This is a genomic window from Pseudalgibacter alginicilyticus (assembly GCF_001310225.1).
GTDB classification, from domain to species: domain Bacteria; phylum Bacteroidota; class Bacteroidia; order Flavobacteriales; family Flavobacteriaceae; genus Pseudalgibacter; species Pseudalgibacter alginicilyticus.
This window is the reverse complement of record NZ_CP012898.1, coordinates 3,587,616-3,607,556: the sequence shown is the minus strand read 5'-3', so window position 1 is coordinate 3,607,556 and position 19,941 is coordinate 3,587,616. Positions and strand designations below refer to the sequence as shown.

Annotated in this window: 12 protein-coding genes; 5 read left to right on the top strand and 7 right to left on the bottom strand. The window is 33.3% G+C overall.

The genetic code is table 11. From position 1 onward, the window contains the following. Positions 1–77: 77 nt before the first annotated feature. The 5 genes from APS56_RS15075 to rhaD form a co-directional block, all read right to left on the bottom strand. Positions 78–2,390, bottom strand: coding sequence for a chondroitinase-B domain-containing protein (locus APS56_RS15075; RefSeq protein WP_054730228.1), 2,313 nt, complete (start codon positions 2,388–2,390; stop codon positions 78–80). Between the two features lie 81 nt (positions 2,391–2,471). After that, the gene (locus tag APS56_RS15070; protein WP_054730226.1) at positions 2,472–3,515 is read right to left on the bottom strand and encodes a T9SS type A sorting domain-containing protein; all 1,044 of its coding nucleotides are present in this window, start codon (positions 3,513–3,515) and stop codon (positions 2,472–2,474) included. 760 nt (positions 3,516–4,275) lie between these two features. Further along, on the bottom strand, positions 4,276–5,586 hold the full coding sequence (locus APS56_RS15065) for an FGGY family carbohydrate kinase (RefSeq protein ID WP_054730220.1): 1,311 nt from the start codon (positions 5,584–5,586) through the stop codon (positions 4,276–4,278). A gap of 255 nt (positions 5,587–5,841) precedes the next feature. After that, on the bottom strand, positions 5,842–7,629 hold the full coding sequence (locus tag APS56_RS15060; protein WP_098946184.1) for an L-fucose isomerase: 1,788 nt from the start codon (positions 7,627–7,629) through the stop codon (positions 5,842–5,844). A 41-nt stretch (positions 7,630–7,670) separates the two neighbouring features. Further along, a complete protein-coding gene (rhaD, locus tag APS56_RS15055; protein ID WP_054730218.1) occupies positions 7,671–8,465 on the bottom strand; it encodes a rhamnulose-1-phosphate aldolase in 795 nt (264 codons plus the stop codon). Between the two features lie 100 nt (positions 8,466–8,565). Between rhaD and APS56_RS15050 the strand changes: the two genes are divergently transcribed. Both APS56_RS15050 and aldA read left to right on the top strand, forming a co-directional pair. Next, the gene (locus APS56_RS15050; RefSeq protein WP_054730216.1) at positions 8,566–9,465 is read left to right on the top strand and encodes a helix-turn-helix domain-containing protein; all 900 of its coding nucleotides are present in this window, start codon (positions 8,566–8,568) and stop codon (positions 9,463–9,465) included. A 337-nt stretch (positions 9,466–9,802) separates the two neighbouring features. Next, positions 9,803–11,242: an aldehyde dehydrogenase gene (gene aldA, locus APS56_RS15045; protein WP_054730211.1), complete on the top strand. Its 1,440-nt coding sequence runs from the start codon at positions 9,803–9,805 to the stop codon at positions 11,240–11,242. Between the two features lie 341 nt (positions 11,243–11,583). Here aldA and APS56_RS15040 read toward each other — a convergent pair whose 3' ends face one another. Further along, the gene (locus tag APS56_RS15040; RefSeq protein ID WP_082379372.1) at positions 11,584–13,188 is read right to left on the bottom strand and encodes a sulfatase family protein; all 1,605 of its coding nucleotides are present in this window, start codon (positions 13,186–13,188) and stop codon (positions 11,584–11,586) included. A gap of 565 nt (positions 13,189–13,753) precedes the next feature. On the opposite strand from APS56_RS15040, the gene APS56_RS15035 reads away from it, so the two are divergent. The 3 genes from APS56_RS15035 to APS56_RS15025 all read left to right on the top strand — a co-directional run bounded on the left by APS56_RS15035 (position 13,754) and on the right by APS56_RS15025 (position 19,241). After that, positions 13,754–14,776, top strand: coding sequence for a FecR family protein (locus APS56_RS15035; protein WP_157757684.1), 1,023 nt, complete (start codon positions 13,754–13,756; stop codon positions 14,774–14,776). An 86-nt stretch (positions 14,777–14,862) separates the two neighbouring features. After that, positions 14,863–17,988: a TonB-dependent receptor gene (locus APS56_RS15030; RefSeq protein ID WP_082379371.1), complete on the top strand. Its 3,126-nt coding sequence runs from the start codon at positions 14,863–14,865 to the stop codon at positions 17,986–17,988. 35 nt (positions 17,989–18,023) lie between these two features. Beyond that, complete coding sequence (locus APS56_RS15025; RefSeq protein WP_082379370.1) at positions 18,024–19,241, top strand: alkaline phosphatase; 1,218 nt, start codon at positions 18,024–18,026, stop codon at positions 19,239–19,241. A 106-nt stretch (positions 19,242–19,347) separates the two neighbouring features. Here APS56_RS15025 and APS56_RS15020 read toward each other — a convergent pair whose 3' ends face one another. After that, on the bottom strand, positions 19,348–19,911 hold the full coding sequence (locus APS56_RS15020; protein ID WP_054730195.1) for an RNA polymerase sigma factor: 564 nt from the start codon (positions 19,909–19,911) through the stop codon (positions 19,348–19,350). Positions 19,912–19,941: the final 30 nt, after the last annotated feature.

The following is a 19,941-nucleotide window of genomic DNA, read 5'->3' as shown; positions in this document are numbered from 1 at the left end:
CATGATATACTTTTTTGAAGGTTGTTGTAAACGATTAATTTTAATGCTGCTGCTTTTTTTACATTTAAAACAAAACACTAATACATCAGTTTCATTTTTAAATTTTCCTCGGTTTTTATGGTGCCTGAATTACTAATTTCATTATCCGATGCATAATTTTCTTTTGCTCCCCAAAGAATAGAAACAAAGTCTACCTTGTTGTTTTTAAAGGTATTATTATTGATATTTACATATACAATACCTCTGTGATTAATTAAAATTTTATTTTCTTCTTTTGCTCCACAATTAGTAAAAGTACTGTTGGTTACCAATAAATTACCTCCAATAGTAGATTCATCATATCCACCACGGTAATAATCTATCACATTTTTATTTACATTTGTAAAACGACAGTTATCAATGGTTAAAAACTCTACATTATAATCCCCTTTATCATTTGTTTCTTCCGATAATTCAATACCATTTTCACAATTAAAAATAGACGTATTTTTAAAAGTAATTTCTTCGGCAAATGTTTGTTTATAGGCCTTTAGTACATAATTAAAATTATTAATCTCACATCCAGAAACAGTTAATCCAAAGTGATTTGACATATTTTCCTTTAAACTGGAAAAAGCTTGTTGCTTTCCGTTTCCTCTAAGTAAAACACTTTGAAGCTCTAAAACTCCATATGGATTTAGTTCAAATAAAGGAGTGTTGTCTTCACCATCAAAAACAATTTCAACTTTTTCGTTTTCCTTAGATTGAATAGTAAGTGGCTTATTAATTACTATAGATTTTGACACATTATAGATTCCAGGACTTAAAGAAATAACATCTCCAGATTCAGCAGCAGCTATTTTCGTTTCTAATTCTCCAACCGTATTAGTTACCTCTATAATATTAGCCTCTTTTGGTTCTATAACATTGGAATACCAATCTGCGCCATACTTTGTTTTATCTAAAATATTGGGGGCTTTATACTCACCTTGAACAGTTGCACCAATTGAATTGTTATCTTCTCTAGAATTCCCGAATAAATCTTTTGATATTGCTTCAAAACCAAAACCTTGATAAACATCAAATTCGGTTGTTAATTTAGGTAAATAAATATACTCACTAACTTTTGTTAATTCAAATTCAGATGCCTGAATCCTATCAGTATCACCAAAATCTACACCTTGATTGTTAATTAGATTATTTTTAAATGTAACACCATCAGCCTTGTCGTGTTCAATAATTACATTTTCATCTCCTATTTTATTATAAATAATATTGTTAGCCACTTCGGTTCTAAGCACTCTGGCAGAACGTATTTCTGATTCTGGAAGCACTTCTGATTGATCAATATTGGTTCCCACTCCAAATTGCCAAGGCGATTTACAATCTACATAGGTATTGTAAGCAACCACAACATCGGTAACTTGGTTGTATCTATTTAATGGCGACTTTGGTATACCATTCATAACAGCTAAAGCACTTCTAAAGTTTTCACCAATAATATTATAGAAATAGTTATTTATAACCCAATGCCCTGTATTTACAAGTCTTATTCCTCCATAATTTTTATTGACTCCATCTCCAATAAAGTAATTACCATCAATAACAGCATAATTACCATGACGTGTTACCACAGAACCTTCACTTTTATAAAAAACGTTATTTCTAATTTCATTAAAATTTGTTTTGCTCGAAATAATTTCAACCTCTCCATTACATGCTTCAAATAAATTGTTTGCAATAATCGTATTACTTGGAGACATGGAGGTATAACTATCTCCCAATTGAATGGTTTCTCCCCGCGCTCCACCTTTTCTAGGTCTGGGCCCAAAATGATTATTAATAATTTTATGATAATTTCTAATACTTTGATTTCCCTTAATATCAACTCTTAGTGTGGGGCCTCCATTTGTTTTTCCTGCAAGGTAACAGTTACTAAATTCATTATATTTCCCATACAATTGAACCCAATGATCATCTTTATCTCGTTGTTGCTGATTATAATCTAAAATGACACAGTTAGTTACTTTAGAATAGTTAGCCACTTTTTCTTGACTTGTTCTAAAAGACACAACATCTTCGGTTGGTGTATACCCATTTCTAAAAAACAAACCATCAACTACCAAATAATTTCCAGCTAATTCTAAATTAGAAACACCTTCAATAAAAACCTTACCTGGAGTTTCTGCACTTAAAGTTATTGGTGCTTTTTCTACACCCTCTCCAATGAATTTAATTTCAACATCTCTCCACACGCCATTTGCCATAACAATATTATCGCCTGCTTTGGCATTTTTAATAGCTTCTTGCAGCTCTTGTGTGGTTGTTACTTTAATTTGGTTTATTGTACTTGGTTTATTACAGGCTGTAAACAGAACAAATACAATTAAAAAAAACAGGATTTTTTGCATGGTTTTAATTTAGTTTAGTTTCTTTGAAAAAAAAAGCCTTTTAATAATTAAAAGGCTTTAATATGTATTTAATAAAAATTATTATTCAATAACAATCTTTTTAGTGAAGCTTCCACCATCTGCACTTACTTTTAATAAGTAAACACCTCGTGTTAAGTTAGAAACATTAAGTTGATTATTTTTCAACTCCGTTTGCGTTAGTACTTTCTGACCTAACAAACTAAACATTTCTATAGAAGATACTTTAAAATCATTTTTAGTATTGATTGTAATATAATCGTTTGCTGGGTTTGGAAAAATATTAATGTTGCTTTCTAATTCATTTTTAGAAACACTTAGTTCAGGTTGATCTGTAACAGATTGCCATGTATTACCAATTCTAATTTCGTCTAAAATTGTAGAAGGAGTTCTTGAATTACCTTCTAAACTAATTCTAACAACAACAATATCGTCTCTACTTCCAGTGTCAGTATCTGCTGTAGTGTCAAGAGTTACTGCTGGTTCTAATCCAGATATATCTGGATTAATCCACATTTTAGATAATTGACCAGCTATATCGTAAGCAATTATAATAAAAACTTCTTGATCTAATGTAAATTCAGTTGCTGACCAAGCTGCTTTACTTGCACTATTAGTTTCAGAAACACCAATATTAAAGGTGGTTTCACTTGTTTTTCTAAGATAGACTGCTGAACAGTAATTATAACCATTATTTTCACTATTGACTTTACCAAAAGAATATATAAACCCTCCTGCTGTATCTGTTACATCTGATTGGTCTGTAACTTTAAAAATAAATGAAGAATATATAAAACCTTCATCGCCTTGAGGTGCAAATGTTATTACAGGATCATCCGAACCACCCTGGAAACCAACTGCCTCCCCTACTTGTGTAAATGCTAACTGATTAGGCAATAAAAACCAAGTTGGCGATGTAACAATCAATGGATCTCCATTTGTATTACCTGTATACGTACTCAACCAAGGCCCTAAATTGCCTTCATTAGAAACAAGAAGACTACCCTCTGGATAATCAAATGGCTCATAATAAGGAAGCGTAACCTGTGCTTTAATTTCGCTAAATACTAAAAATAAAAAAGAAAGTAAAAATAGTTTTGTTTTCATAATTAATAGTTTTAAAGTTTAAATAATTAGTAATAATTTTCGTTTATAGTTAGTAGGTTAAGTTTATAGTTTATTGGAAAACCAAATTGGTTTACCAGATTGGTTCTCCAAATATATGTATAAATATTTGTTATGCAAATTTTTTTAACATAAAAAAACATACAGGCTATTTTTTTTGTATGTTTTTAGTAAAAAAATACATTTTAGAAATATTGAAGCTATAACTACTAACAATCAAACAATTACAACTAAAAATAAAAAAATAAATATGAGATACTAAATAAGAAGACCACCACATATACTTTAAAATGGCATGATAAGTCCTTCAGCAAGTTTTACATATAAAGGTTTCTTTGGTATCAATGAGAACGCAATAAACGTTATATTTCTGCAATGTAGAAGTTCCAAAAGCTAATTGATTTCGTCGAATTTTTAGTATGGAAAAGTATGGATATACTTAATTAAGAAAACAACATTACCGAAAAGCATGAGATTATTTTCGCTATGCCTTTTCAGGAAAACCAGTTGCTAACCTAATTAATGGTAATGAATTGTCTACCTATCCACTTAAACGGACTCTGCAGACTTAGTAAAATGAAGTGATAGTATTTTACTATATAATTGCAAATGCCTTTAACAACAGTACTATGTAGCTAAAAACACATGTCTTATTTAAAGTTTTTATAGAAATTGGACACTAAAGCTCCTCAATACAATTTGATAAACAACCTTTATCAATTAAATTATATTGGTTTGTTACTTATAAATAATCTCTCATTAGTAAAGCTGCCCCTAAAGCACTTTCATTTTTACAATCTGAAATTTTAATATTAATATCTGGATTTAAAAGAGTTAAAAATTTAATGAAAATTTCATTTTTATTAAATCCACCAGAAATATAAACCTTAGATATATTTGAATTTTCATCTAAAATTAAATGAATTCCTGAAATCACTTTCTTACTTATCTCATAAACTAATTGATAATAAGCCGTTTCGTAAGAAATAAATTTTTGAAGTAAATCGCTATGCGCTTCAAAATCTGTATCTATACCTTTTGCTAAAAAAACACGAGCATCATGATCTATTAATTCACCACAAAGTGTAGGATTTAAAACCATGTCTAAATGTGTATTTATATCAACTTTAAAATATTCACTTAAAGCTTTTATATACACTTCATGAATACGGCCTAAAAATTGCATAGAAGACTTTACTTGTTGCTTTTCAGGAGTCATAAAACACAAACAGTTGCTTTGCAATTGATGTTGTGTTAAAGCTTCTTTACTAAATGGGTTCATAGCAATAATCCAAGTTCCTGTAGATAGCAGTACAAAATCTTTATTCTTTTCTTTTTCCAAAATTGGTATAATAGAAGAAGAACTATCGTGCAAGCCTGTACCAACAGCTATATGCTCTCCATGTATGTTTGCTATAACGGCTTTATTGCCTTTACAAGGTTCTGGCAGACTGATATTTTCATCTTTTAACCAGTCATGATATTGCATGGTATCAAAATCCCAAGTAGCAGTATGTGCCCCTACTGAAGTAAAATCTGCCGTTATTTTTTTGGTAAACAAATAACTTAAATATTGTGGATAATGCAAAATAGTATCAACTTGCTTCCAAACTTCTGGTTTATGATTTTTAAGCCATAACATTTGAATACCTGTATTTAACATCCCATAAGCTGGAGACGCTGTTTTTCTAGAAAACTCCTCTACCCCTCCATAAGATTCATAAAGATGATTATAATCATTAACATCAAGTGGTTTTAAATAATTATATAAAGGAGAAATACGTTTACCTGCTTTGTCTAGATAGACCAATGAAGCACCATGCGTGGTAAAATTTATAGCTTTTATTTTATAAACACCTCTGTCTTGAATTGCTTTTATTTCATCCTGAATCCAATTCTCTATCGATTCGATATCATCGCAACTAAAACCATCATCATCTTTAATTTCTTTAAATTGAACGGTATTTTGAGAAACGACTTGAAAAGTCTCATCAAATAAAAAAATTTTTTTATTAGTTTTTCCAATATCAATAATTGCTATAACATTTTTCATGGCATTTATTACTTTTTTATTATTACAGCCTCCGTATTTTTCAGCAGACTTATAGAATATTTATGTAACCACATTCTTGGTGTCAAAATTCAATTTTGGAGTTTCACTTACAAGAGAAAAGAACAACAAAGCCTCCTTTTAGTGATTTAGTAACCATAAAAAGGATAAGCCTTGTCATTTTTATACATCGAAAAAATAAAACTAATTCAAAAACACGCCTACTAATTTCAACCTATAACCACTGGGGTGTTAATATTAACTTTTGAAACCATATATTGGTCCGTAGTTTTTACAAGCTCTATAATCTGCGCCTTCAAGGTTTTCACCAAAAGCCGACCATGCACTTGGTCTGAACACATCATTTTCATCCACATTATGCATGTTTACAGGAATACGTAGCATAGCTGCTAACGATATTAAATCGGCTCCAATATGTCCATGAGAAATAGCTCCATGATTAGCTCCCCATTTAGCCATTACTGTGTACACATCTTTAAAGAAACCTTTTCCTGTAGTTCTTGGCACAAACCAAGTTGTGGGCCAAGTAGGATCTGTTCTTTCATTTAAGACGGTATGAATATCTTCGGGTAGCTCTACACTCCACCCTTCAACAATTTGTAAAACAGGTCCAATACCTTTAACTAAATTAACTCTACACATAGTTAATGGCATTTGGCCTTTAGTTAAGAAATTAGAAGAGAATCCTCCGCCTCTAAAGTATTCCACTGTTGCTGGAGGCCATTTGGTATTATCTAAACATCTTTGAACATCATCTTCCGTAATATCCCAAAAAGCCTTCATGGTAGGGTTTCCTTCTGCATCTAATTGCTGTGCTGTAGCATCTAAGGTAGTAGAACCAGAATTTATTAAGTGAATGATGCCATGTTCTGCAAGCCCCGTTAATTTTTTACCTGTAACACGCTCCACAGACTCTGGACTCCAATACGTACGTACATCTGAAAATAACTGCGCTTTATTTGTTAATAAATGACCAAAGAGCATAGAAATGGCATTTAAGCAGTCATTTTCTGTTGCAAACACATAAGCCTGACGAATCCCATTCCAATCGAAAGAGGAATTTAAAATAGATTCTGTAAAATCAGCATTAGGCTGGTAATCTGTCCATTGTCGTTGCCCTTGAAAACCTCCCATAATAGCATTTCTACCCTTAGACTCTTCACCAAAGCCCATATCTTTTAATTTTGGGTTTCCATTCATTAAATCTTTACAGATTAAAGTCATTTTAACAACCTTTTCCCATTCGGCATCTTTTTGCTCACGAGATTTCTGACTTTCAGGACTATTTCTATCCTCCCCTTCTTCACAATTTGCTTTGGTCCAAGCTAAGGCTTTTTCATACTCTTCTTGATCAAAAATATTATTATCCATACGTCTTAAAAGCTCTACAGACTCAACAAACTCTGCTCTTACTCCTAAATAATCTTGTAAAAAATTAACATCTACCATCGAGCCTGCAATACCCATAGAACTATACCCAATTGATAAATATGATTTACCTTTCATTTGCGCTACAGCAAGGGCTCCTTTCGTAAAACGTAAAATCTTTTCTGACACATCTTGAGGAATGGTTTTATCACCACCATCTTGAACTTCTTTACCATAAATACCAAACGCTGGTAATCCCTTTTGAGAATAACCAGCTAAGGCTGCTGCTAAATACACAGCGCCAGGTCTTTCTGTTCCATTAAACCCCCAAACCGCTTTAGGTATTAAAGGGTCTGTATCCATAACTTCAGTTCCGTAACACCAACAAGGCGTTACTGTTAAAGACACCTCCACACCTTCTCTCTTAAATTTATCAGCACAAGCTGCCGCATCTGCTACCCCGCCAATAGTGGTATCTGCAATAACACATTCTACTTGTTCACCACTTGGAAAACGTAATGTGTCTTGTATTAATTTTGCAGCCGCTTTGGCCATATCCATACATTGAACCTCTAAGGATTCTCTAACCCCTAATTCACGCCCATCTATTACGGGACGTATGCCTACTTTTGGTAATCTACCTATTAATCTATTCATTATATTTAGATGTTTTGTTTAATTACGTTTGATATTAATCTTTAAGTAAATTGTTCTAATTCCTTCAATTGAGCATTAGAGAGCCCAGCTGGCTTAAATCCTGCTGCCCAACACATCATCAGTAACTTTGCTCCTTTATTGGCTACATCTAAAAAATCCCATGCTTTCATAACATCTGGCGCAGTGGCTGTTGCTCCATGTTTTTCCCATAGCGATACATTTCTTGTTTTAAAAGCCTCTATAGTTACTTTGGCTAAATTCACGGTACTTGATAAGGCATAAGGCGTACAGTGAATACCCTTAGGCACAAATACTTTTACCTCTGGACACATCATCCATATCTGTCTGTTTAATTCTTCTTCATCATTAAATAATTCATGATGACTCATACAAATCAGTTCCAAAGGATGTGTATGAACAACCGCTAAATTTTCTGGGTGATACTTTGAGTTGAATAAATGAATACTAGCATGAGAAATTAACTCACAAGTTGGTCCAAAATTTTCACGTTTTCCTCCCCAAATAATTGAGAATGCTGTTGCGGTTTCATTTATATATAATATACATGATACCTCCTCTAATTTATCTACCAAATCTCTTAAATAACAACCTGTACCAGTAATGTACAAAACAAACCCAGCAGATTCTTTAGGGAAATCAAAAGGCACTTCTTCTCCAATACCTTCCACATCCTCCTTTGAAAAAAAAGATGTTAGATTCATAGAAATATTTCCAGCATTTCTTTCAGCCCATTCTCTTTGCCATAAGTAGCCTGCTACTTTTGACACTTTTTTTAATTCAGCTTCTACTTCAATTGGAAGTTTTAAGGTTTTCATAGTATTTAAATAAAATTTATATAGCAAAAATACTTTCAACATGAGCTTTATAAAATATTCAAAATCCGTATTTTTGTATCTAATTCAAACATAACCTTAAATGAAGTTTGTAAAAAACATTGAATTAGGAGACCCTTCTTCCAACAAACAGCACTTTATAGATCTAAAATTAAAATTGCTATGTTGTAGGTATTGGTTAATAAATTTATGGGATTGCCACGATATGGTTTTTCCTTTTTGGAGGTTGTATTGGAATAAAAATGACGGCGGACAATTAATTCATCAAGACACCATTTTTGAAATGGATGCCAATCACATTTTTATCATACCGCCATTTACTTCTTTTTCTTCCCGTTACACAAAAAACCATGTTTATAATGAAGGGATCCATGTTTCTGGTAAACATCTTACCAACCTTTTTAATGAAAATGATTTTGAAGAAAAAGCTCTTATTCATTTTTTTATACATTTCAATTTAGGGGTACCATTTGACAATGTTTATCCTGGTATTTTAAAAATTAAATTAACCGATTATTTAAAACAAAGATTAGACTACTTAACCTACCGATTAAAGATAGAAAACACTGATTTTAAATTCACTTTTAATTTAAAGCTACAAGCTTTTATTAAAGAAGCCCTAACCAATATTGGCCCTGAACTATGGAAAACCATTAACATGGATGAGCGTGTTTTACAGGTTATTCGTTATGCAGAAGTTAATATCAACAAAAAATTAAGCAATGCAGACCTCTCATCATTGATAAATATGGCACCAAATTCCTTTGCTCGATTATTTAAAGAAGAAATGAATATTACCCTTCATAATTTTATTCAAAATAGAAAAATAGCAAAAGCTTGCGAGTTATTTGAACACAGTAATAAAACCATTGAAGATGTTTCTTTTAGTTTAGGGTTTTCAGACCGCTATCATTTTTCTAGAGTGTTTAAATCTGTTACAGGGCTAACACCTGCTTCATACAAATCTGGTAAATACACTTAATTTTATTCGCATACCAGTATTATTTTTAATAAAAAATACCACACCCTTACTTTTTCATACTAATAAAAATTATAACCAAAGTTAATGGGATATCATGTACACTTCCTATCTGGTATGTATGTTCTTTAGTTAGCTAAAACTTAAAAAATTAGTATCCACTATTTTCAACAATGTTTAAATTATACATTTTATTGATTATTATGGATAAACACTTCATATAAATTATAACTTAAGTTTGTAAGGCACGACTATACAATAATCATATTTGCATTTGTTTATTTATAAAAAACCAACATTAATCATTTTTATTCAAATTTAAAACTAAACGAAAAATAACATGAAAGAATTCAACCAATTTATAAATGGAAAGTTTATAAAATCTACTTCAACAGACGTAATTGAAATCTTAAACCCTTGCACTGAAGAAGTATTATCTTTAATGCCTGTTGGGAGTGTAAAAGATGCAGAATTAGCGTTAGATGCCGCACAAGCTTCTCAACATGCTTGGAAATCATTAACAGCAATAGAAAGAGCTGGTTATTTACATAAAATGGCTGATGTTATTCGTGAAAACAGAGTCTTTTTAGCTGAAACTTTAGCTTCAGAACAAGCGAAAGTCATGGGATTAGCACAGGTTGAAATTGATGTTACAGCTGATTATTTTGACTATAACGCAGGTTGGGCTAGACGCATTGAAGGTGAGATTATTCAAAGTGACCGTAAAAAAGAACATATTTATTTACATAAAGCTCCTATAGGTGTTGCCGTTGGTATTCTACCTTGGAACTTCCCGTTTTTTGTAATGGCTCGTAAAATTGCACCATCATTAATAACGGGAAACACATGCATTATCAATCCAAGTTCTGTTGCGCCTAATACGGTGATGGCATTTGCTGAATTAATAGAAAAAATAGGTGTTCCTGCCGGCGTATTAAATTTTGTATGCGGAAAAGGCAGTATTGTTGGAAATGCACTTTCTAAAAGCCCAATTACAGGTATTATTAGTTTGACAGGTAGTGTTGGTGCAGGACAATTAGTAATGGAAGCTGCTTCTCAAAATATAACAAAGGTTTCTTTAGAGTTAGGAGGTAAGGCTCCAGCAATTGTTTGCGCAGATGCTAATTTAGATTTAGCAGTTGAAGCAGTGGTATCTTCAAGAGTTATTTTTAGCGGACAAGTTTGTAATTGTGCTGAACGCGTATATGTTGAAGATTCAATTTATGATCAATTCATGGAAAAAATCACTAAAAAAATGTCTGAGGTAAAAGTTGAAGATGCATTTTCTACTAATAATCCAGATATGAGTAGTATGGTTTCTAAAGATCAAGTGGATAAAGTAACCGAAATGGTTGAATATGCTAAAAAAGAAGGTGCTGAAGTAGTTATTGGCGGCCAAAGATCAAGTCAATTTGATCGTGGATATTTTTATCAACCAACACTTTTAACCAATGTAAAACAAAATATGCAAATTGTTCAGGAAGAAGTTTTTGGTCCTGTATTACCTGTAATGAAATTTGGCACTTTAGACGAAGCTATTGCCTTAGCAAACGATTGTGAATTTGGATTAACATCTTCTATATACTCTGAAAACTTCAATAAAATTATGCATGCATGTGAAGAATTAGAATTTGGTGAAACTTATGTTAATAGGGAACATTTTGAAGCTATTCAAGGTTTTCATGCAGGATGGAAAAAATCTGGAGTAGGAGGTGCAGATGGCAAACACGGTATGGAAGAATATCTACAAACTAAAGTGATATATGCACAATATAGATAACATAAATTAAGTCTTAAAAAGCCCTATTCATTTTAGATAAAAAGATATATCTAACAAATGGATAGGCTTTTTTTAACATAAAAAATACACTTATAGTATTTAGGAATCCCAATCAAATAGTTTAGAAATTTATTCTCAGTAAATCGTTTAATTATGATATTGGAAAATAGATTATAGTTTCAATTTGCAAAAAACACATAAACTTCACACTATGTAAAAGATTTTGTTAAATCAGTTTATAACATCAAACAAAATAATCATCTTATAAACTTGAGAAACGAAATAAGGTTTCAGAATTAATCGTGTTTCTTCAGCAAACCTATAAGTATTACTTAAAACGTTTATGGTTGCATCCATGTAAGTTGCTCCCAATCACCTTTCACATAATCTTGAGGAGCACCAGGTGTTGTTCTGCCATTTTTTATAATTTCCGTAATTCTTTGGGTTAATTTCTCTACAATTTCTGGATGCTCAAAATATAAATTGGTTGTTTCGCTTGGGTCATCATCTATATTATAAAGTTCATACAAAGCTTCACCTTCTTTTGGCTGAATCAATGTAGGCTTTAATGACCCTCCAGAACCCCGTAACATATTAAGTTTCCATTTACCTGCTCTAATAGCAAAATAACCAGAAGCCGAGTGATGGATAATTTCTCCTCTTATTGTACTATCATAATTTTCTCCTTTTAGAATTGGATATAAACTATAGCTATCTTCGGCTGCATTTTCTGGAATTTTCTGTCCAACAATATCTGCAATGGTAGCCAAATAATCTGTTTGGCTAACAGGTAAATCTATTCTTTGCCCAGCATTTATAGTCTTAGGCCAACGCATTAAATAAGGCACTCTATGGCCTCCTTCGTATATGTCACGCTTTCCTCCTTTAAAATGTAAACTACTATAGTGGTTAAAAGTTTCACGTTGATACACATAATTTGTTTCTGCTCCATTATCAGCAGAAAATATAACCAATGTATTCTCTTCTATACCATTTGCTTTTAAAGCGTCCAATACTTGACCTACCCTATAATCTGTTTCCACCATAAAATCACCATAATTACCACAGTCTGTTTTTCCTTGAAAATCTGGATGCGTACAATGTGGTAAATGTGGGCTCGTTAAAGGCATATACAAAAAAAATGGTTTCCCGTTTTTAGCATCTTGTGCAGATTTATTGATATATGCTACTGCTTTTTCTGCAAATGTTTTAAGAACTAATTCATCATTAAAAGAAGGCGCAACCTCTAACCATCCTTTTTTATATTCTATTTCATAAGGTGGTGTCATTCTATAATCCGCTGGCGTTGCATTATTTCCATAAGATCTCGGATTATCATTGCTTTTCTTTTTAGTCCATAATGTTGGCGGTTCTAAGACGCTATCATTTTCTAAATATGTTAAAACACCAAAGTTCATAGATGCTGGTATTCCGAAAAAATAATCAAAGCCTCTTGAAGTAGGACCTTCTGTAAACGGTTTTGACCAATCCCTATTTTCACCTAAACGTCCTTCAAATTGCATATTTAAGTGCCATTTCCCTACCATAGCTGTATTGTAGCCTGCATCTTGAAGCATGGAAGCTATTGTCATTCTCCCTTCTTCAATTAAGCAAGGACCATCCGCCCCAAGAACTCCTTTTTTTAAAGATGTCCTCCAACTATACCTACCTGTTAATAATGAGTATCTTGAAGGTGAGCAAACCGCATCACTGCTGTGCCCATCAGTAAATACAGCCCCTTCATTTGCTATTCTATCGATGTTAGGTGTTTGAAATTTAGCTTCAGGATTCAGGGCACTAACATCGCCATAGCCTTGATCATCTGTATAAATAATAATAATGTTTGGCTTTTCTATTTTTTGTTTCTTTTTTTCTGGTCCGCACTCAAAAAACAAAAATGAAAAAGCAATAAAAATTAAACTCAATGATGGCTTTAAAATACTCATATTTATTATTGTTTAGTAAATATTTATTTTCATTATACGTAACTTTAAAACAAAAATCCACAATAATTCTGAATTTTTAAATTAATTGTAGGCTAAGATTTCGTTTATATATTAGATTCAAATTCCAACCCAAATATATGTTTTTTTAAAGCCTCAGATATTTTCTAAAATTAAGGAGTATGGAGCAGCGTCTCCAACAATACTAACATAAGTGCTATATTACATAAAAAACGCTATATAATTCCTTACATAAAGATAAAAAAAACTCTGAATCTCTTAAAATTTTGTACTGTTAATAAAAGTTTCTTCATGGTTCAAAGTTAATTTATCTAACTCTAAATCTCGCAATCTAATGTCTTGACTAATGTAGTATTCCAACAGTTCGGGTGCATTTTTTTCGATGGGGAGGGGGGGAATTTGGCTGAACAACGGGTAAAGCGATGATACATTGAAACCATATTTTTGTGTTTTTTATTTAGACGAGCATACATATACTCCAAATAATGTGTATTAGTAAATATAAGGGGATGTATTGTAGCATTCCAAATTACAAAAGAGACAAATAGTGTATAAAGAAAACGAACTAAACCAATTATTCATCAAATACATCGAAAACACATGCAGTACAGCAGAGTTTGAGTATGTAATGGAATTATTATCTACTGATGAAGGCCAGACCATATATAAAGACATCCTTGATAATGAAGATATAAACTCGGTTTTTGAAACCCCAGCCGAAAAACCTAATGAACTTATATATAAACGAATTACTACCTCTATAAAGCAAGAGCATAAAATAAAAAAATTAAAAACCAATCATTTAAAATTTGCCAAAGTAGCTGCCACCATTGCTATTTTAATATCAACCGCTTATAGCTCCTATTGGTTATTACCCAACATAAACGAGTTCCTTTCTCCAATTACTTACACTGAAATTTCTACAGCCCCGGGAGAGCGATTAAAAAACATTGAACTTTCAGATGGCAGTAAAGTATGGCTTAATGCATCGAGCACCTTACGATTTCCTAGCAAATTTAAAGGAAACACAAGAGAAGTGTTTTTAGAAGGAGAAGCCTTTTTTGAAGTCTCACACAATAAAAACAAGGCTTTTATCATTCAATCAGGCACACTAAAAACAGAGGTTTTAGGAACCTCTTTCAATGTGAATAATTATCCAGAAAATGATCATGCCACAGTGTCTCTGGTAACAGGGAAAGTATATATTGAAACAGGGAACTCTTCAACTGAAGTGCAAGGCAAAACATTAACCCCCAACCAACAACTAGTTTATAATAAGTCGTTAGATAAAGCTGAATTAGGCACTTTTAATTCAAAAAATTTAACAGCTTGGCGACATGACATTTTAACTTTTGATAATGAAAGACTGGATGAAGCTGCTCATAAAATAGCCCATTGGTATGGCATTGAGATTAAACTAAATAATAAAGTGACTGATGATTGTCGCATTACGGCACAGTTTGAAAATCAAGATGTTAATGGAGTACTTGGCTCATTAAGTTATTCTATGAATTTAAAATATACAATTATAGATAAGGTAGTTTATATAGACAATGCTGCCTGCGATTAAATTACAAGCTTTTTCTAAAAAATAATTTTACTACGGCGCTGTAGTGCACATAAAAACAACCCTAATTATTTAATAAAAAAACTAAAATGAAAACAAAGTCATCTCCTTACTACAAATGGATACCTAAACATATCCTAATAATATTATTCATGCCGTTTTTTTTGGGAAACGCGGCCTTTGCCAGTCCATTACAGTTTAAGAGTATTAATGATGTTGATATTACGCTAGTTGAAGTAGCTTCCATCACAAAAATATTCAATATAATAAATAATAAAACAGGTTTCCATTTTTCTTATAATTCTCAAAAGATAAACATGGAAGCAGAAGTAAATATTAAAGTTGTAAATGGCAAAGTTTCTGATGTTCTCAACCAAATTTCTAAAGAGACAGTACTATCTTTTAAACAGATGGATAGTACTATAAATGTTAAACATAACGAATCAAAAAGAGGTATTAAAGACACAAAAGAGTCACAAAATTCTACAGGGGTGGTAATAGGTATGGTCATGGACGAACAGACCAATGAGGCCTTACCAGGCGCCTCAATTAAAATTGTAGGCAAAACAATTGGGGCGGTATCTGATATGACTGGAAACTTCTTTTTTCATATGGAGTCAGGTAGTTACGAAGTGCAAATCACTTACTTAGGTTATGAAAGTAAAACAGTTGCCATTACTGTTGTGGAAGGTCAAACAACGGCTCTCAATGTATCATTAATAAGTGCTACGTATGAGCTGGGAGATGTCACTATAAATGTGGCGCTTGAAGGGCAACAAAAAGCATTGAATCAACAACAGAATGCCTCTAACATCAAAAATGTAGTAGCAGCAGATCAAATTGGAAGATTCCCAGATTCAAATACAGCTGAAGCCTTGCAACGAGTTCCGGGTATTAATATCAATCGCAATGCTGGTGACGGTGAAGGACGCTACGTTGGCGTGCGGGGATTGCCTGCTTATTTCACCAATGTAAATATAAATGGAGAGCAAATACCTAGCCCAGAAGGAGAGGTAAGACAAACAGCTCTGGATGCTATTCCCGCAGATCAGTTAGCGTATATGGAAGTATCAAAATCCATCACACCCGAAATGGATGGCGATGCTATTGGAGGGTCTATTAACCTTGTAACTAGAGGCGCCACCAAAAGAGTATTGGAAGTAAAGGGTTCTATCGGAACCGAAGTTCAGCAAAATAATCCAGAACAATTAGGCCAGCAATATGCCGTTCAATTTGCTAAGAGATTTGGTGGCGATCCTGACGATTCCGGGAAATTTGGAGTATTGCTTAACACCACTTTTTATCAAAGTAATAGAAATGTAGACATGGTAGAGATGGATTATGATGATAATCCTGATGGACTTGTATTTGAAGAGTATGAATTAGAAGATGCCTACTATATACGTAAAAGACTTGGTGTTAGTGGACGCTTTGATTTTAAACCAAACGCCCATACTGAGTTTTACTTAAATACCATTTATACCCAACTTTTTGAATTGGACGAATCGAGAAGGTGGTATTTTAATGAAGCCGATAACGAGATTGCTAAAAGAATCAAATATCGTCAAGAAAACCAAGGAGTTCAAAGTTACAATTTGGGCGCAAAGCACATACTTCCTAATATGACTATTGATTATGAAGGATCGATATCATTAGGTAATGCAGTTACGCCTTATGAACATTTACCAGTATTTGGAATTTCAGACGATAACCTATCAATAAATATAGACCGTTCTAATGTTGACAGACCACAAATTACATCTGCCACACTTAATGGGCAACCATTTGATTGGAAAGATAATTCCAATTATCGTTTTATTGAACATGAATACTCTGGTACGTCAGCCCACTCTAGAAATATTACAGGTAAATTTAATTTAGAAATGCCTTGGAAGCTAGCAGAGAATAATGGTTCCATAAAATTTGGAGCCAAAGTAAGATCGTCATACAGAGATTATAAAAAAGACTTTTTTGAACTTTACGAATACGCTGGTGGTGGAGATGCTCCTGCACTAAATGAGCACAACTTTACTAATGGAGGTGACAGGGATTTTAATCACGAACTACTTGGTGGTGATTATGAATTGGGAGCATCTCCAGAATGGGAAAACACCATAGATTACATAAAAAACAATCCGAATGACTTTGAGGATGTAGGTGCAGAAGATTTTGAAGAAGAAGAAGCAAACACCAATTATGAAATTTCTGAAGATGTGTATGCTGGATACGTGATGGGCACTATGAATTTCTCTAAATTAATGGTTTTAGGTGGTTTACGATTTGAGGCTACTAAAACGAACGTAAAAACACAAATATGGGACGCTACTGAAGATGCTATTCTTCCAATAGAAGGTAATAACAACTATAATTACTTCCTACCCATGTTGCATTTTAAATACGCAGCTAATGAAAGTTTAAATCTAAGAATGGCAGGTACGTATTCGTATGCACGTCCTAATTTTGGCGATTTAGTGAGCGATGACAAAGCGTTTGATGCTGATGACCAAGAGGCGTTTATAGGCAACCCCAACCTTAAGCCTGTTGGAGCTTTGAACCTTGATTTCATGGTTGAGCGCTATTTTGGAAGTGTCGGGATTTTATCTGGAGGGTTATTCTACAAAAAACTTGATGACTTCATTTATATTCAAACTAATAATCAAACCTTTCTGGGAGTTGATGATATTACAGTTTACCAATCGGTAAATGGAGATCAAGCACAACTGTATGGCTTTGAATTGGCTTACCAGCAAAATCTTAAATTCTTACCAGGATTTTTAAGTGGTTTAGGTGTTTACGCCAACTATACATTAACCCGAGGAAAAACAGAATTTAACAACCGTGCCAACCGTTTTGATGAAAATAACCAACCTACCACAAGAGAGGAAGTAGATATTTTACCAGGTCAATCTGAAAATATTGTAAACTTAGCCTTATCATATGCCAAAGGAGGATTTCAATGTAGGTTCACAGCCAATTACAACTCCGCCTTTTTAGATGGGGTTGGATACAACAGTCTTTCAGACGAATACGTAGAAAGCAGATGGCAATTTGATGCTTCTGCAAGCCAAATGATAAACAAAAACTTGAGTATTTATGCTGAATTTGTAAATATCAGTAATTCTGAAAACAGAACCTATTATGGAGCTCCTAATGTACCAAAAGAGCTTAGAAACTTTGGTTTTTGGTCCAGATTCGGTATCAAATTCAGCTTATAAAAATGAACTAAGAACATTTTAAAAACACCTTTACCATGAAATTATATCTTCTTCCGATGGTCATCTTTTTGAGTGCCTGTGGGCAACATCAAAAAAAAGTGGAAAGTGCCGCAAATTCTACTTTGCAAACATACTACGACATGAATATCGGCTTAGAAGATAGTGAAGCCAATCCGCAAGATTATTCGAAAGTTTTTGCTGCAGACCAGCGGCCTAAAAATGTTATCTTGCTGATTGGCGATGGTATGGGAATCAATCAAATTATGGTTACACGCCAACGGTTTTACGGTGTAGATGGAAAACTTTTTATGGAAAGTATGCCTTTTTCTGCACTAATAAATACCCATGCGGCACTAAACGACAACATCACAGATTCTGCCGCAGGTGCTACGGCAATGGCCACGGGAAAGAAAACCCGAAATGGCATGCTAGGCGTTACCGCAGACACCCTCCCTACTGAAAACTTGATTGAGAAATGTAAGCGGGTTGCTATGTCTACTGGACTAATTACTTATGGAAAACTTTCAGGAGCTACACCAGGAGCATTTGCTAGCCATGTGGCATCACGGGATATGAAAGGGGATATTTCTTATCAAATGTTGCAAACCAATTTTGATTTTCTTTTTGGAGATAGTGAAGATTTCTGGGGTACCACTTCCGATGGTAAAGCTGTGAACAGAGCATTCGCAGAAAGCTTGGGATTCCATATTCTTGAAAACAAAAACCAATTAAACGAAAGCACTGATGATAAAATTCTGGCATTACTATCGCCATTGGTAATGGAAGATGAATCGATTGAAAGCGGCAAGGTTGTTATAAATCCATTAGCACCCACATTGAGCGATGTAACTAAAAAAGCTATGAATCATCTGACAAAGAATCCTAAGGGATTTTTCCTCATGGTTGAGGAAGATTGGATAGACTCGTGGGGTCATGACAATAGACCTGATTTTGTAACATGGCATGTGCGTCACTTAGATGAGGCTGTGCAGGCTGCACTAAATTTTGCACTTAGCAATAACGAAACCTTGGTTATAGTAACGGCCGACCATGAAACGGGAGGCTTAACCAATATTGAAGTTGGAGATACCACAGGTGTGCTTCGGCTGAATTATTCTACAGATGAACATACGGGACAACCAGTTCCACTGTTTGCATTCGGTCCAGGAGCAAATCGCTTCATGGGTATTCTTGACAATACAGATATTTTTAGAATAATCAGTGATTTACTCGCCCTACCCGATTCAGAATAAATTACCTTTTTTAAAATTTGTTTACAAGACTAATAAGCAAGCTATTATTAACAAAAAAATGTCACGCTATTTATCTTCTTAATTAAGAGATTTACAAACTCAAATGTCAGACTGTAAGTTCTCCATTTGCAATTAAATATTCCTTAATGGAACGTTTTGCTTTCACTAAGTGATCTTGTACCGTTCCTTTTCCAATACCTAGGGCAAGAGATATCTCTTCGTAGCTTTTCTCTTCGTTTCGGCTAAGTTGAAATACAATTTGCCGTTGTTTAGGAAGTGCAGAAACAGCATTTGCAATAAGATCATGCAGCTCTTTTGCCATCATTTGCTTTTCGGGGTTTGTTTCTTCTATGATATTATTATCGACATTTCTAGAAAAATCTAAAGACACCTTTCTGAGAGTATTTAAAATATGGTTTTTACAAATTGTAAAGATATATGCCTTTACTGTTGATTCATCTTTAATATACTCTCTATGCTCCCACAGTTTCACAAATACATCATGCACAATTTCTTCTGCCAATTCTGTAGATTTAACATGCCGACGTGTAAATCCTAATAATTGTGAACCATACTCATTATAAATAATTTGAAAAGCACGCTCATCACCCTTTTTTAATTTGGCTATACAATTTTTAATATCCTTAATAGGGATGATTTTAATAGGCATATCTTTATGGCGTTAGTTACCTTCAAATTA